Here is a 13,586-nt window from a genome sequence, read left to right on the forward strand (position 1 = left end):
CGAGCCCCCATGGATGGGTTTACGGCGTGTCCTGACCACCCACACCGCGCCCCCCAACTCACAGAAAACCAGAGCCGCTTTTGATTTTGATTTGGCTTCGGCTTCGGCTTCGGCTTCGGCAGGTGCAGGGCGCAGCCCTGCGGAAAAAACTACTTCACCCGGCGGCCCGAGCGGTCGATGCGGAACCGTTCTCCGCCTTCCATCGGCGTGTGGCCATCGGCATCCGGCATGCCACGCCGGCAGCCGTTGCAGACCTCGGCCACGCCATCCTGGAACGGCCAGGCGAAATCGAAGGTGCCCGGCACCACCTGGCGGAATTCCAGATCGAAGTAGCTCACGCGATTGCCGACGCGGCCGCGCAGCAGGCCTTCCTGCGGCGTTTCCGGGCCGTTGTCCCAGGTAAGCACCGGCAGGCTGTGGCCCGTGCGGTCGACGTAGTGGAAGCCCTGGTCGGCATACACCACGGCCAGGCCGTGGTCGTCGTAGTTCAGGTCCTTCAGCGTATCGGCGCTGATCTTCAGCCGGTGATCGACCACCTCGCAGTTGGGGAGCGGCCACAACCCGTGTTCGTCGGTCAGCAGCTTGCATGCCGGTGCCTGTGCCTGTGCATTGGCACTGACCAGCACGCCAAGCATTGCCAGCGACCGCGCAAAGCGGCCGCTGGCAGGGGCAGGGCGGGCCTGCGGCGCGATCACTTGGCCTCGGCCTTGCGTTCGAAGGCCGTCGGTGCCGGCAACTGCACAGGGACGCCCTTGTCATCGCAGGTGCCGGCCTGGCACAGGCGCTCGCGCAGGGCTGGGGTGGCCTGCACGATCATGTGGTAGATCGCGTTCTGTTCCAGCGTGCCGCGGATCGCCTTGCTGCCCGGGCCACGTGCCCAGATGCCGACGTCCTCACCACCATGCGATTCGGACTTCATCGGCACCAGCGCTTCCTGCATGTAGTCCGGATGCTCGGTGTCGACCTCGCGCAGGTTCGGGCGACCGTTGGCCGGTTCGAAGCTGCTTGGGTTGTGCGGGTAGCGCTTCGGCCCGGCCGGCTGCTGGTTGCTGCTGCCGGTGTGGCCTGGGCCGTTGGCGTAGCTCAGCGTGGTGTACGGCTGGCCGGTGCCGTCCAGGGCGTAGTCCAGCTTGCCGGCGCCGTCTTCGCCGCCCTTGTCCTTCACCTTGCCCAGGATCGGGTTGCCGCGTGCCGGGTAGCCGACGAAGTTCAGCGTGTGCGAGTGGTCGGCGGTGACGATGATCAGGGTGTCGTCGGCCGAGGTCAGCTCGTTGGCCACGCGCACCGCATCGGACAGCGCCACGGTCTCGGTCAGTGCACGGTAGGCATTGCCGCTGTGGTTGGCGTGGTCGATGCGCGCGCCTTCGATCATCAGCACGTAGCCTTCCGGGTGCCTGGAAAGGTTCTTGATCGCTGCAGCCGTCAGTTCGGCCAGGCTCGGCTCACCGCCCGGATCCTGCGGGCGCTCGTACTCGTAGCGCATGTGGTCCGGTTCGAACAGGCCAAGGATGGCCGGCGCATTGGCGGCCGCGGCCAGCTGCTTGCTGTTCCAGACATAGGCACCCTGCGGATGCGCCTGCTGCCATTCCTGGACCAGGCTGCGGCCGTCCAGGCGCTGGCCGACCTTGTCGTCGTATTCCGGGTCGCGCTCTTCCACGGTGGTGAACTCACCACGGCCGCCACCAAGGGCGACAAGCGGGCCGCGCCCATAGCGCGAGGTCGACAGCAGCTGCTGGGCGATGTCCTTGCAGCCGGCCGCCTTGGCCGCTTCAGTCAGGTCGGTGTCGTTTTCCCAGTTGCGCTCGGGCGAGTGCGCGTAGGTGGCAGCCGGGGTGGCATGGGTCAGGCGTGCGGTGGAGACCACGCCGGTGGCCAGGCCGGCGCTGTCGGCCAGCTGCAGCCAGGTCAGCAGGCCCTTGGACAGGCTGTCGGCACAGTCGGTGCGGCTTCCGGCACTGACGCCGATCGCGCCCATGTGGGTCTTCACGCCGGTGGTGATGGCGGTCATGGTGCCGGCCGAATCAGGCGTCTGCGAATCGGTGTTGTAGGTCTTGCTGAACGCCGTGGCCGGGAAGCGTTCCCAGGACAGCAGGTTCTCCTCGCCGGAGCCGCCCTTGCGCTGGCCCTCGTAGATGCGCGAGGCGGCCACAGTGGTCAGGCTCATGCCGTCGCCGAGGAACAGGATGACGTTCTTGGCCTTGCCGGACATCGCACCATTGGCCGCAGCCTGGGCGGCCCCGCTGCGGTACCACCACTGCGGGGTCTCGCCGGCCGGATGGGCGACGGGATCGACGGCGACCTTCAGGCCGGCCGGGGCGGACGCGGGGGCGGAGCTGGCGCAGGCGCCCAGCAGAAGGGTGGTGGCGCAGGCGGCCAACAGGGAGACGGAACGACGCATGGACGCTGGGATCTCACAAACTGTAACGGGACATTCATTATGCCCGCCCCAGCAAGGCACGCCGATGACACACTGATTTGCCGGCCGGGCGGTCGTTCTGCGGGCTGCCTTGGGCTATCGTGCCAGCATCCCTTCCTTCCCCTCTGGATTGCCTATGAAGCTGGTCTCTGCCTGGCTGCGGATTCCGTTCTGGCAGCGCGTGGTCGGTGGCTTCGTGCTCGGCGCGCTGGCCGGCTGGGCGCTCGGCCCGGCCGCGGAAACGTGGTTTGGCCCGCTCGGTGAGCTGTACGTCACCCTGATCAAGATGATCGCCGTGCCGCTGGTGTTCTTCGCGGTCATCAACGCGATCTCGTCGCTGCACGGGCAGAAGTCCGTGGCCGCGCTCAGTGGGCGCACCTTCCTGTGGTTCGTGATTACCGCTGCGCTGGCAGTGTGTGTCGGCCTGGCCGTGGGTACGGTGCTGCAGCCCGGCGCGGGTGGCCTGCAGTTGTCGATGGCCAGCAACTACGTGCCGCGCGAAGTGCCCAGCGTGGTGCAGGTGCTGCTGGACGTGGTGCCTGCCAATGTCTTCTATGCGCTGTCCGGCATCGGCACCAAGGTCAACGCGGCCGGTGAGACCGTGCTGGCTGCGGGTCGCGGCTCGATCCTGCCGGTGATCTTCTTCGCCGGCCTGGTGGGCTTTGCCATCGTCAAGCTGGGCGAGAAGGTGACCGAGGCGCGCAAGCTGGTTGGCCAGATGAGCGACATCATGATCCAGGTGACCCGCTTCGTGCTGGAAGTCACCCCGATCGGCACCTTCGGCCTGATCGCAGGCCTGGTCGGCAGCTATGGGTTCGAGAAGCTGCTGCCGCTGGGCCATTTCGTGCTGGCGTTGTACGTGGCCTGTGCGCTGCACATCGTGGTTGTCTACAGCGCGCTGCTGCTGGCGCACGGCCTGAACCCGCTGAAGTTCTTCCGTGGCGCCGCACCGGGCATGCAGGTTGCGTTCGTCAGCTCGTCCAGCTTCGCTGCGATGCCGGTGGCGCTGCGTTCGATCACCCACAACCTGGGCGTGAACAAGGACTACGGTTCGTTCGCGGTGCCGCTGGGCGCCAGCATCAAGATGGACGGCTGCGGCGCGATCTATCCGGCGCTGTGCGCGGTGTTCATTTCGCAGTACAGCGGCGTGCCGCTGACCCCGGAGCAGTACGTGGTGGTGCTGATCGCCTCGGTGCTGGGCAGCTTCGGCACCGCCGGCGTGCCGGGTACTGCGGTGATCATGGCCACGGTGGTGCTGAGCGCAGCCAATCTGCCGCTGGAGACCATCGGCTACCTGTATGCCATCGACCGCATCCTGGACATGATGCGCACGATGACGAATGTGACCGGCCAGATGCTGGTACCGGTGCTCGTGGCCAAGGAGACCGGGTTGCTCGACCAGGCGGTGTATGACAATCCGTCCAGCAATGTGGGCGTGGACGATCCCGACCCGACACCACCGCAGCGCTGAGGTGTGTGGTGAATTGAAAGGCCCGCCCTGACCGGCGGGCCTTTTGTTTGGGAGATGCCCGACGCGGTGCCGGCCAAGGGGGCCCCGGGGTGGATCCACACTGAGCGAGGATGAAGGCAGTGCCGACCAACGGTCGGCCCCCACCGGCAAGCCCCGCCCCGATCGGCGGAACCCTGGAGCAGAGCCACGGTAGATCCACGCCATGCGTGGATGAAGGTGGTGCCGACCACGCTCGGCAGCTACCCATCAATTGCATGGGCTCAATAAAAAAAGCCGCTGCAGGGCAGCGGCTTCTCGCATCAGGCGGCGCCGTAGCGCCAGCGGGTCAGAGGTCGACCCGGCGGGCCTGCATGAACTTGTTGCCCCAGTAGCCACTGAGCAGGGTGTCCACGCGGACGTCCTTGCCGGAGCTCGGTGCGTGCAGGAAGCGGCCGTCGCCGACATAGATGCCGACGTGGTCGACGCGGCCCTTGCGGCCGAAGAAGACCAGGTCACCTGCGGCCAGCGCGGTGCGGTCGTTGATCAGTTCGGCGTTGTCATCGTGGGCCATCTCGCGCGAGACGCGCGGCAGCTCGATGCCCAGGGCCGAACGGAACACATAACCGACCAGGCCGCTGCAGTCGAAACCGCTGTCCGGGTTGCTGCCACCCCAACGGTACGGAGTGCCCAGCAGGGTCATCGCGCGGCGCAGCAGCGACTGCACCTTGCCGTTGTCGGCGGCGGTACCGACAACGCTGCCATTGGCGGCGCTGCTGGTGTCGTAATTGGCGAGCAGGCGGCTGAGGTCGCCGGCCACCACGGCCGAGCGGTCCATCAGCGGGATGGTGTCGTTGGCGGCCAGGTGCGGCAGCAGGGCGGCCAGCGTGGCGCTGGCGGCGGCATCGACGCGGCTGCGCTGCGGAGCGGCAGCCTCGGCCTTGGCGGCCGGTCGGGCGGCGCTCTCGGCCACCGGGGCCGGGGGCACATCGGAACGGTTCGGAGCGGTCTGCGACCAGGCCGGAAGGCTGGTCAGGCACAGTGCCAAGCCAAGCAACAACGGGCGGGCACTGCGTGAAGATACGGAAGTCTGGCCTTCGCTTTTCAGGTCGTCAGTCGTCACGCGTCGGTCACAGGAAAAAAACGATGGGGCATCATGCCCTGTAAAAGCGCCGATAAGTTAAAAATTCCGTTAGTAAAACGTTATTGCGGCAGTGATTTTCGTCACAGTTTTGAACATATCGCCTGTTCATTTTAGCGAAGGACGCGTTTCGCCCCCGTGTAGTGGTCTTTCCAGTAGGGGCCGCTGAGCGAGTCGAGGCGTACCGTTCCGCCGGTACTCGGCGCGTGCACGAAACGCCCCTCACCTACATAGATGCCGACATGGGTGACGCTGCCTCGGCTGCCGAAGAACACCAGATCGCCGGTGGCCAGGCGCTGCGGATCGATCTTCGGGCCCTGTACCGCGGCCAGGTCGCGAGAGGTGCGCGGCAGTCGCAGGTCCAGCATTTCCCGATAGACATAGGCGACCAGGCCGCTGCAGTCGAAGCCCGAATCCGGGGTATTGCCGCCATAGCGGTAGGGCGTGCCGACCAGGCTGATGGCCCGCATCAGCACCGAGTTGGCGGCCTCGGGGTTGTCCGGCACGGTCTTCGGCCAGTTCGCCGTCGGCGGCGGCGGCGCCGGGCGGGTGGCCTTGCCGCCTCCACAGGCGGTCATCAACACGGGCAGGGCCAGCAACAGGGCCGGGGCGAGGAACCGGCGCGGGCCGGACGAAACTGGCGTGATGTGCATGATCTCCGGATAATGCGCCACCTTGGATTGGCCGTCATGATGGCGGCGTCCCCGCCGGGCGACAACCCGCCCCAACCCGCCTGCCTCCGGCAGATCCAGACAGAGTTGCGCATGAAGATCGAAAAAGACCGCGTTGTCCGCTTCCACTACACCGTTTCCGAAGTCGGCCAGGAGCCGATCGAGTCGTCCAAGGACCGCGGCGAGCCGCTGGCGATCCTGATCGGCCACGGCAACATCATCCCGGGCCTGGAAAACGCCATGATGGACAAGGAAGCCGGCGCGACCTTCAACGTCGACGTCAAGGCGGCCGATGCCTACGGCGAGCGTCGTGAAGGCCTGTCCCAGCGCGTGCCGAAGAAGCACTTCGGCAACACCAAGCTGGCCCCGGGCCAGCAGGTCGTGCTGCAGACCAACTTCGGCCCGCGTGCGGTGACCGTGCAGAAGGTCGGCATGAGCGTCGTCGACGTCGACCTGAACCACCCGATGGCCGGCAAGGACCTGCACTTCGACGTCGAGATCGTCGACGTGCGCGAAGCCGGCAAGGAAGAGATCGACCACGGCCACGTCCACGGCGACGGTGGTCACCAGCACTGATCGCAGCGCGATCGTGATGGATGCAGCGGCCCGCTTCGGCGGGCCGTTGCGTTTCTGGAACACGGCGCGGCCATCCATGGCGTACGGGCCGGCGGCATAATGGCGGACCTGCCTGACGGACGCCCCGTGAACGCCGCTTCTCCTTCCCTGCAGCCGGTCGCTTCCGGCGAACGCATCGCCGTGCTGGACGTGCTGCGCGGTGCCGCGCTGCTGGGCATCCTGCTGATGAACATCGAGGCCTTCAGCGGACCGCTGGACCTGGCCTTCACCGGCATCGACGTGCATTGGCAGGGCATCGACTACTGGGCCGATGCCTTTGTGTACGTGTTCGTGCAGGGCAAGTTCTTCACCCTGTTCTCGCTGCTGTTCGGCGCCGGCTTCGCGGTGATGGCGCAGCGCGCTGAGGCCGCCGGGCGCGACTTCACCCCGTTCTATCTGCGCCGCAGCGCTGGCTTGCTGCTGATCGGCCTGTGCCACGCGCTGCTGGTCTGGTCCGGCGACATCCTGGTGATGTACGCGTTGGTCTCGTTGCCGTTGCTGGCCTGCCGCGAGGCGCCGCGCAGCTGGCTGCCGTGGATGGGCGTGACCGTCTATCTGGGCGGCGTTGCGCTGATGCTGCTGGTGGGCGCGATGGTGTCGATGGCTTCGACCGAAGAGGTGCGGGGCATGCTTGCCGAGGCGCAGCAGAGCATCGACCTGCAGCGGCAGGTGTACGGGCAGGGCAGCTGGGCGCAGGCCACTGTGCAGCGCCTGAGCGAGTTCGGCACCTCGATGGGCGCGCTGCTGATCACCGGCCCGGAAGTGCTGGGCATGTTCCTGATCGGCAGCTGGTTCGCCGGCAGCGGCGCGTTGGCGACGCCGGAGCGCTTTCCGCGGCTGTACGCGGTGCTGCGTTGGGGGGCACTGCCGCTGGGCCTTGTGGTCACGCTGCTGGGTGTTGCCTGGAAGCCCTATCTGGCGCCGGGTGCCTACGGCCTGCCGGCGACGGCGGCGATGGCGCTGGTGACGATCGGTGGCCTGCCGATGTGCCTGGGTTACCTCGCGTGGATCGTGCATTGGCGTGCGCGGTTGGCCTGGCTGGCACCGGTCGGGCGCATGGCGCTGACCCACTATCTTGGCCAGTCGCTGCTGTGTACCTGGACCTTCTACCAGTATGGCCTGGGCAGGTTCGAGACGATGCCGCGCAGCGTGCAGCTGTTGTTCGCGCTGCTGCTGTTTGCCGCGCAGGTGGTCTTCTCGCACCTGTGGCTGCGCCATTTCCGCTTCGGCCCGATCGAGTGGATATGGCGTGCGATGACCTATCGGCAGTGGCCATCGATGCGGCGCGGGACGGAGCAGGGGTGAGCGATGGGCACGCATGCGCTGTGCCGATCGGCCGCGCGCCCGCGCATCCTCACGTCTGGCTTGCAACGGGGCATGGCATGCTCGGCATCAGCATGAGCGCCGGCACCGGCCAGCTGATCGCTGATCTCGTCTGCGGCCGCACGCCAGCGATCGATCCTGCCCCTTACCGACCCGAGCGATTCCGATGAGCACTGCACCTTATGATTACGACCTGATCGTCCTTGGCGGCGGCTCCGCCGGCCTGGCCGGCGCCATCCGCGCAGCACAGCATGGCAAGCGCGTGGCGATGCTGGAACCGGGCGAACTGGGCGGAACCTGTGTCAATGTTGGCTGCGTGCCGAAGAAGGCGATGTGGCTGGCGGCCGACCTGCACGAGCGCATCGGCCTGGCCAATGCGATGGGCTTCGATGTCGAGGCACGCCCGGCGCTGTCGTGGAAGGAGCTGGTGATCCATCGCCAGGCCTACATCACCAACATCCACACCAGCTACCGCAAGCGCCTGGATGAAACCGGCGTGGTGCGCATCCCTGCGCGCGGCCGTCTGCTCGATGCGCATACCGTGGCCTGCAGTGACGGCGTGCATTACAGCGCCGAGCACATCCTGATCGCCACCGGCGCGCATCCGCTGCGCCCGGATATTCCCGGCGCTGAACTGGGCCTGGTTTCCGATGACTTCTTCGATCTGCGTGCGGCACCGGCCGAGGTGGCGATCATCGGTGGCGGTTACATCGCGGTGGAGCTGGCCGGCCTGCTGCAGGCACTGGGCAGCAAGGTCAGCCTGCTGGTGCGCGGCCAGCGGCTGCTGGATCGCTTCGATTACGAGCTGACCGATCAGCTGGCCGAGAACCTGAAGCAGCAGGGCGTGCGCATCCATTTCGGCTATCGCCTGCGCGAACTGCAGCGCGATGGCGAACGCGTACGTGCGTTCGGTCATGATGGCCCGCTCGACAGCGTGTTCGATGCAGTGTTCTTCGCCACCGGCCGGCGCGGCAACAGTCGCGACCTGGGCCTGGAAGCGCTCGGCATCGGCATCGGCGAGCACCAGCAGGTGGAGGTGGACGAATGGCAGACCACCTCTGTGCCGAGCGTGCACGCGGTGGGCGACATCGCTGGCAAGGTCGGCCTGACGCCGGTGGCGGTGGCCGCTTCACGGCGGCTGATGGACCGCCTGTTCGGTGGACGTCCGCAATCGAAGATGGATTACGAGAACGTGGCCAGCGTGGTGTTCTCGCACCCGCCGCTGGGTGCAGTGGGCATGAGCGAAGAAGAAGCGCGCGCGCGTTTTGACCAGGTGAGCGTTTACCACAGCCGTTTCCGCCCGATGCTGCAGGCGCTGGCCAACGGCACCCAGCGCAGCCTGTTCAAGATGGTGTGCGCGGGCCCGGAAGAACGGGTTGTTGGCATCCATCTGCTGGGTGAAGCGGCCGACGAGATCCTGCAGGGCTTCGCGGTGGCGGTGAAGATGGGCGCGACCAAGGCCCAGTTCGACGACACCGTGGCGATCCACCCGACCTCGGCCGAGGAAGTGGTGCTGATGCGCTGAGCCCGCAGTTGTAGAGCCGAGCCCGCGCTCGGCTGCTTTTCGCCCAGGCTTGGCGAAGCCGAGCGCAGGCTCGGCTCTACAGGGCACCGGGGGCGCCCATGCGACAATGGACGCCCCCACGTCTTACCGGGCCGCTCTGCGCGGCCCGCCGTCGTCCTGATGTCCAGCCCCGCCTCCCGTATCGCCACCGCTTCCCCGCGCATTGCGCTGGGGGGTATCGGCCTGGCCGCGATCGGCGCCATTGCTGCTTCCGGCAAGGCCATCATCGTCAAGCTCGGCCTCCGTCATGGCGTCGATGCCACCTCGCTGCTCGCCCTGCGCATGCTGATGGCGCTGCCGCTGTTCGTGCTGATGGCACTGTGGGCTGCGCGCCGGGCAGAGCCGCTGTCCTGGGCCGACCGCGCCCGCGTGCTGTGGCTGGGCTTCACCGGCTACTACCTGTCCAGCCTGCTCGATTTCCAGGGCCTGCAGTACATCAGCGTGACCCTGGAGCGGCTGATTCTTTACTTGAACCCGACCCTGGTGTTGCTGATCAACGTGCTGCTGGCACGGCAGCGGCCGGGCCGCTGGCAGATCGGCGCGCTGGTGCTGAGCTATCTGGGCGTGCTGCTGGCCTTTGGCCACGATCTGCAGCGCGAAGGTGGGCAGATCATCGTCGGCAGCCTGCTGGTGCTGGGCAGTGCGCTCAGCTACGCGCTGTACCTGTTCGGCAGCGGGCAGGTGGTGGCACGCATCGGCGCGGTGCGGCTGACCGCCTACGCCAGCTGCGTGGCCAGCGTGCTGGTGCTGCTGCACTTCGCGGTGACCCATCCGCTGCCACTGCTGTGGCAGGCACCGGCGCCGGTGCAGTGGCTGTCGCTGGTCAATGCCACCGTGTGCACGGTGCTGCCGGTGCTGGCGATCATGCTGGCGGTGCAGCGCGTGGGTTCGTCGCTGGCCGCGCAGGTCGGTATGCTGGGCCCTGTTTCCACCATCGTGATGAGCCTATGGCTGCTCGACGAACCGATGGGGCCGGCACAGATCGCCGGCACCGTGCTGGTGCTGATCGGCGTTCTGCTGGTGACCCGCCTGCGGCGCTGACGCCGGAGCAGGCGCGTGCGCGCATCCTGGCGGTGATCCGCGCGATCCCGGCGGGGCAGGTGATGGGCTACGGCCAGGTGGCGATGCGCGCGGGCCTGCCCGGGCGTGCGCGCCTGACCGCGCGCATCCTGGGCCAGAACGACGACCCGGACCTGCCCTGGCACCGCGTGCTGCGCTCGGATGGGCGCATCGCCATGGAAGAAGGGTCGGCGGGCTGGCGCGAGCAGTCGCAGCGGCTGCGTGCCGAGGGCGTGGTGGTTGAGAACGGCCGGGTGCGGATGCCCACGACCGATCCGGCGGTTGCGCTGGATGCTGCCGTTTGGGGCCCGGGCTGAGCATCGCTGGCGACTGAACAGGCCGGACCTGCCGGTCGCCAACAAGGCGCGGTGCTGCGGCTATGATGGAGGCCGTTCCATGCCGGTGCTCCCATGTTCCCGCGTCTGCCAACCGTCACCAAGGCCCTGCTGATCGCCAACGCGATCCTGTTCCTGCTGCAGCAGCCGTTCCTGCTTGGCATGCAGACCTTCGAGCCGTTCATGCTGCAACCGCTGCAGCAGGGCTTCGATGCGTTCTCGCCGGGCGGCAACTTCCAGCCGTGGCAGCTGCTGACCTATGGCTTCCTGCATGGCAGCTTCGGCCACCTGTTCTTCAACATGCTGGCGGTCTTCATGTTCGGTGCGCCACTGGAGCAGACCTGGGGCGAGAAGCGCTTCCTGCTGTACTACCTGGTCTGCGTGGCCGGTGCCGGTGTCTGCCAGCTGCTGGTGGGTACGCTGCTGGAGAACCCGGCCACGGTGCTGGGGGCCTCTGGCGGCGTGTTCGGCCTGCTGCTGGCCTACGGCATGCTGTTCCCGAACCAGCGGGTGATGCTGCTGTTCCCACCGATCCCGATGAAGGCGCGCACCTTCGTAATCCTGTTCGGCGTGGGCGAACTGGTGCTGGGCATGACCGGCTGGCAGCCGGGCGTGGCCCACTTCGCGCACCTCGGCGGCATGCTGTTCGGCTGGTTGCTGATCCGCTACTGGCGAGGGCAGCCGCCGTTCAACAAGCGCCGACCGCCCGGCCCACCGAAGCGCCCGAACCATCTGCGCAGCGTCAAATGATCCGAAGGATCATTTGACGCTGTAGGTGCCGACCGTTGGTCGGCAGCCTTCTCCCACGCGGGTAGGTGCCAACCTTGGGTGGCACGCCTTCAGAGATCCTGCAACACTACCTGCGCCGCATTGTGACCTGGCGCGCCGGTCACGCCGCCCCCGGGATGTGTTCCCGACCCGCACAGATACAGGCCGGGCAGGGCACCACGATAGCCAGCCTGGCCAACCATCGGCCGTGCCGAGAACAACTGGTTGGCACTGAGCGCTCCGTGGAAGATGTCGCCGCCGATCAAGCCGAAGGTGCGCTCCAGATCCAGCGGTGACAGCACCTGGCGGCCCAGTACGCTGCCAGCGAAACCCGGCGCATACCGTTCAACGGTGGCGATCATCAGATCGGCCACCGTTTCACGATGATCATCCCAGTGACGCCCGCCGGGCAGCACGGGCGCCACGTGCTGGCAGAACAGGCTGGCCACATGCTGCCCGGGCGGCGCCAGCGAATCGTCCAGCGTGCTGGGAATGAGCATTTCCACGATCGGTTCGCGTGACCAGCCATTGCGACGCGCATCCAGCCAGGCACGGTCCATGTAATCCAGGCTGGGGGCCATGATGATCCCGGCGCTGAGGTGATCGCCGGGACCGGGCAGAGCGCGGAAGTCCGGCAGCTGCGACAGCGCGACATTCATCCGGAACGTGCCCGAACCGCAGCGCCAGTTCGCCATGCGTTCGCGCGTTGCGTCCGGTACCTGCTCCGGTGCCAGCATCTGCTCGTACAGCAGCTTTGGATTGACGTTGGCGATCATCGCGCGTGCGCGCAGGATTTCGCCGTTGGCCAGCGCCACGCCCACGACACGACCCTGCTCGATCAGCAGGCGTTGCACACCGGCATCCACGCGCAGCTCAGCCCCGGCCTCCCGCGCGGCAGTGGCGATGGCCTGGCTGATCGCGCCCATGCCACCGATCGCATGGCCCCACGCACCTTTCATGCCATTGCACTGGCCGAACACGTGGTGCAGCAGTACGTAGGCACTGCCTGGTGTATACGGGCTTGCGTAGTTGCCGACGATGCCATCGAAGCCGAACAGCGCCTTGATCGGCTCGCTTTCGAACCAGCGGTCCAGGTACTCGGCGGCCGACAGCGTGAACAGGTCCAGCAGTTCCTGGCGACGCGGCGCATCCAGCGTTGCCAGTTCGCGGCCGAGCTTCCCCATCTGCCATAGTGCGGGCAGCGCACGCCAACCACCCGCCACGCCCAAGTCCGGGGGCGCGCGCAGGGCCCAGGCACGCAGCACATCAGCGAAGATCTCCAGGCGCGCTTCGTATTCGGGTAGCCGCTGTGCATCCCGCTCGGAAAACTTCGCGACCTCGGCCTGGGTGCGGCCCGGTGCGGACAGCAGGTAGCGGCCGTCCGGCAATGGCAGGAAGTTGTTGGCCGGGCGATTGATGATGCGCAGCCCATGCGCATGCAGCTGCAGGTCGTCGATCACCTTCGGCTGCAGCAATGACACCGTGTAGGACGCCACCGAGTTGCGGAACCCGGGGTGGAATTCCTCGGTGACCGCCGCGCCGCCGAGAACGCCACGACGTTCCAGCACCAGCACCTTCTTGCCAGCGCGTGCGAGATAGGCCGCGCAGACCAGGCCGTTGTGGCCACCACCGATGATGATCGCATCCCAGGACATCAGCACCTCGGAAAAAGGGGACGGAGGGAATTAAGTCGCAATCCGCATCTGCGCACAGGGGGGAAGAAACGACTTAATCCCCTCCGTCCCCTTTTTTGATTGCCGCTTCGATGGTGGCGATGTCGATCTTCTTCATCGGCATCATCGCATTGAAGGCGCGCTTGGCCAGTGCCTTGTCCTGGCTGGTCACCGCTTCGATCAACATGCGTGGGCTGATCTGCCAGGAAATGCCCCATCGGTCCTTGCACCAACCGCACTGGCTCTCCTGTCCGCCGTTGCTGACGATGGCGTCCCACAAGCGGTCAGTCTCGGCCTGGTCCTCGGTCTGGATCTGGAAGGAGAAGGCTTCGCTGTGCTTGAACGCGGTGCCGCCGTTGAGGCCGACGCAGGGGATGCCGCAGACCGTGAATTCGACGGTCAGTATGTTGCCCTCCCTGCCGTCCGGGTAGTCGCCCGGGGCGTGGTGGACAGCGGTCACCGCGCTGTCGGGAAAGGTGTTGGCATAGAAGGTGGCGGCCTCGAGCGCGCCGTTGTCGTACCAGAGGCAGATCGTGTTCTTGTGTGCCATGTCCGGCTCCACGTTGGACGAAGC

General features: G+C 66.9%; 13 protein-coding genes and 1 pseudogene. 8 read left to right on the plus strand and 6 right to left on the minus strand.

Going from position 1 to position 13,586, the window contains the following annotated elements:
* Positions 1 to 149 precede the first annotated feature (149 nt).
* Together HMPREF3114_RS06610 and HMPREF3114_RS06615 are read right to left on the minus strand one after the other, a co-directional pair.
* Positions 150 to 695 carry a WG repeat-containing protein gene (locus HMPREF3114_RS06610; protein WP_070489395.1) on the minus strand — a complete coding sequence of 182 codons (546 nt, stop codon included), beginning with the start codon at positions 693 to 695 and terminating at the stop codon, positions 150 to 152.
* On the minus strand, positions 692 to 2,398 hold the full coding sequence (locus tag HMPREF3114_RS06615; RefSeq protein ID WP_053497129.1) for an alkaline phosphatase: 1,707 nt from the start codon (positions 2,396 to 2,398) through the stop codon (positions 692 to 694). The genes HMPREF3114_RS06610 and HMPREF3114_RS06615 overlap by 4 nt, the downstream gene beginning before the upstream one ends.
* 154 nt (positions 2,399 to 2,552) lie before the next feature.
* Here HMPREF3114_RS06615 and HMPREF3114_RS06620 point away from each other — a divergent pair, with 154 nt between their 5' ends.
* On the plus strand, positions 2,553 to 3,887 hold the full coding sequence (locus HMPREF3114_RS06620; RefSeq protein ID WP_053497131.1) for a dicarboxylate/amino acid:cation symporter: 1,335 nt from the start codon (positions 2,553 to 2,555) through the stop codon (positions 3,885 to 3,887).
* Positions 3,888 to 4,212: 325 nt separating this feature from the next.
* Here the strand turns inward: HMPREF3114_RS06620 and HMPREF3114_RS06625 are convergent, their stop codons facing one another.
* The gene (locus tag HMPREF3114_RS06625) at positions 4,213 to 4,920 is read right to left on the minus strand and encodes a C40 family peptidase (RefSeq protein ID WP_227836959.1); all 708 of its coding nucleotides are present in this window, start codon (positions 4,918 to 4,920) and stop codon (positions 4,213 to 4,215) included.
* Between the two features lie 197 nt (positions 4,921 to 5,117).
* On the minus strand, positions 5,118 to 5,657 hold the full coding sequence (locus tag HMPREF3114_RS06630) for a C40 family peptidase (protein WP_005418044.1): 540 nt from the start codon (positions 5,655 to 5,657) through the stop codon (positions 5,118 to 5,120).
* A 111-nt stretch (positions 5,658 to 5,768) separates the two neighbouring features.
* Here HMPREF3114_RS06630 and HMPREF3114_RS06635 point away from each other — a divergent pair, with 111 nt between their 5' ends.
* The 7 genes and pseudogenes from HMPREF3114_RS06635 to HMPREF3114_RS06660 all read left to right on the plus strand — a co-directional run bounded on the left by HMPREF3114_RS06635 (position 5,769) and on the right by HMPREF3114_RS06660 (position 11,321).
* Positions 5,769 to 6,251: an FKBP-type peptidyl-prolyl cis-trans isomerase gene (locus HMPREF3114_RS06635; protein ID WP_005418041.1), complete on the plus strand. Its 483-nt coding sequence runs from the start codon at positions 5,769 to 5,771 to the stop codon at positions 6,249 to 6,251.
* Between the two features lie 99 nt (positions 6,252 to 6,350).
* The gene (locus HMPREF3114_RS06640; protein ID WP_005418032.1) at positions 6,351 to 7,595 is read left to right on the plus strand and encodes a DUF418 domain-containing protein; all 1,245 of its coding nucleotides are present in this window, start codon (positions 6,351 to 6,353) and stop codon (positions 7,593 to 7,595) included.
* Between the two features lie 26 nt (positions 7,596 to 7,621).
* Positions 7,622 to 7,783: pseudogene (locus HMPREF3114_RS20940) on the plus strand (amino acid dehydrogenase); the annotation flags it as partial.
* Entirely contained in the window at positions 7,780 to 9,138 is a 1,359-nt protein-coding gene (gene gorA, locus HMPREF3114_RS06645; RefSeq protein WP_005418027.1) for a glutathione-disulfide reductase, read from the plus strand. The pseudogene HMPREF3114_RS20940 and the gene gorA, both read left to right, overlap by 4 nt.
* Before the next feature lie 159 nt (positions 9,139 to 9,297).
* A complete protein-coding gene (locus HMPREF3114_RS06650; RefSeq protein WP_053497135.1) occupies positions 9,298 to 10,218 on the plus strand; it encodes a DMT family transporter in 921 nt (306 codons plus the stop codon).
* Complete coding sequence (locus tag HMPREF3114_RS06655) at positions 10,215 to 10,553, plus strand: MGMT family protein (RefSeq protein WP_229765988.1); 339 nt, start codon at positions 10,215 to 10,217, stop codon at positions 10,551 to 10,553. Before HMPREF3114_RS06650 ends, HMPREF3114_RS06655 begins: the two co-directional genes overlap by 4 nt.
* A 93-nt stretch (positions 10,554 to 10,646) precedes the next feature.
* Positions 10,647 to 11,321: a rhomboid family intramembrane serine protease gene (locus tag HMPREF3114_RS06660; RefSeq protein ID WP_005410509.1), complete on the plus strand. Its 675-nt coding sequence runs from the start codon at positions 10,647 to 10,649 to the stop codon at positions 11,319 to 11,321.
* An 89-nt stretch (positions 11,322 to 11,410) separates the two neighbouring features.
* Here the strand turns inward: HMPREF3114_RS06660 and HMPREF3114_RS06665 are convergent, their stop codons facing one another.
* On the minus strand, positions 11,411 to 12,994 hold the full coding sequence (locus tag HMPREF3114_RS06665) for a phytoene desaturase family protein (RefSeq protein ID WP_053497241.1): 1,584 nt from the start codon (positions 12,992 to 12,994) through the stop codon (positions 11,411 to 11,413).
* Positions 12,995 to 13,067: 73 nt separating this feature from the next.
* Positions 13,068 to 13,562 carry a VOC family protein gene (locus tag HMPREF3114_RS06670; protein ID WP_053497139.1) on the minus strand — a complete coding sequence of 165 codons (495 nt, stop codon included), beginning with the start codon at positions 13,560 to 13,562 and terminating at the stop codon, positions 13,068 to 13,070.
* Positions 13,563 to 13,586 lie beyond the last annotated feature (24 nt).

Source organism: Stenotrophomonas sp. HMSC10F07 (assembly GCF_001807895.1).
Taxonomy (GTDB): domain Bacteria; phylum Pseudomonadota; class Gammaproteobacteria; order Xanthomonadales; family Xanthomonadaceae; genus Stenotrophomonas; species Stenotrophomonas sepilia.

Excerpts from the sequence above, each read along its gene's own strand:
- HMPREF3114_RS06635 (WP_005418041.1), top strand. The coding sequence starts at position 5,769 with ATGAAGATCGAAAAAGACCGCGTTGTCCGCTTCCACTACACCGTTTCC.
- HMPREF3114_RS06660 (WP_005410509.1), top strand. The coding sequence starts at position 10,647 with ATGTTCCCGCGTCTGCCAACCGTCACCAAGGCCCTGCTGATCGCCAAC.
- HMPREF3114_RS06650 (WP_053497135.1), top strand. The coding sequence starts at position 9,298 with ATGTCCAGCCCCGCCTCCCGTATCGCCACCGCTTCCCCGCGCATTGCG.
- HMPREF3114_RS06630 (WP_005418044.1), bottom strand. The coding sequence starts at position 5,657 with ATGCACATCACGCCAGTTTCGTCCGGCCCGCGCCGGTTCCTCGCCCCG.
- HMPREF3114_RS06640 (WP_005418032.1), top strand. The coding sequence starts at position 6,351 with ATGGCGGACCTGCCTGACGGACGCCCCGTGAACGCCGCTTCTCCTTCC.
- gorA (WP_005418027.1), top strand. The coding sequence starts at position 7,780 with ATGAGCACTGCACCTTATGATTACGACCTGATCGTCCTTGGCGGCGGC.
- HMPREF3114_RS06670 (WP_053497139.1), bottom strand. The coding sequence starts at position 13,562 with ATGGCACACAAGAACACGATCTGCCTCTGGTACGACAACGGCGCGCTC.
- HMPREF3114_RS06620 (WP_053497131.1), top strand. The coding sequence starts at position 2,553 with ATGAAGCTGGTCTCTGCCTGGCTGCGGATTCCGTTCTGGCAGCGCGTG.
- HMPREF3114_RS06665 (WP_053497241.1), bottom strand. The coding sequence starts at position 12,994 with ATGTCCTGGGATGCGATCATCATCGGTGGTGGCCACAACGGCCTGGTC.
- HMPREF3114_RS06615 (WP_053497129.1), bottom strand. The coding sequence starts at position 2,398 with ATGCGTCGTTCCGTCTCCCTGTTGGCCGCCTGCGCCACCACCCTTCTG.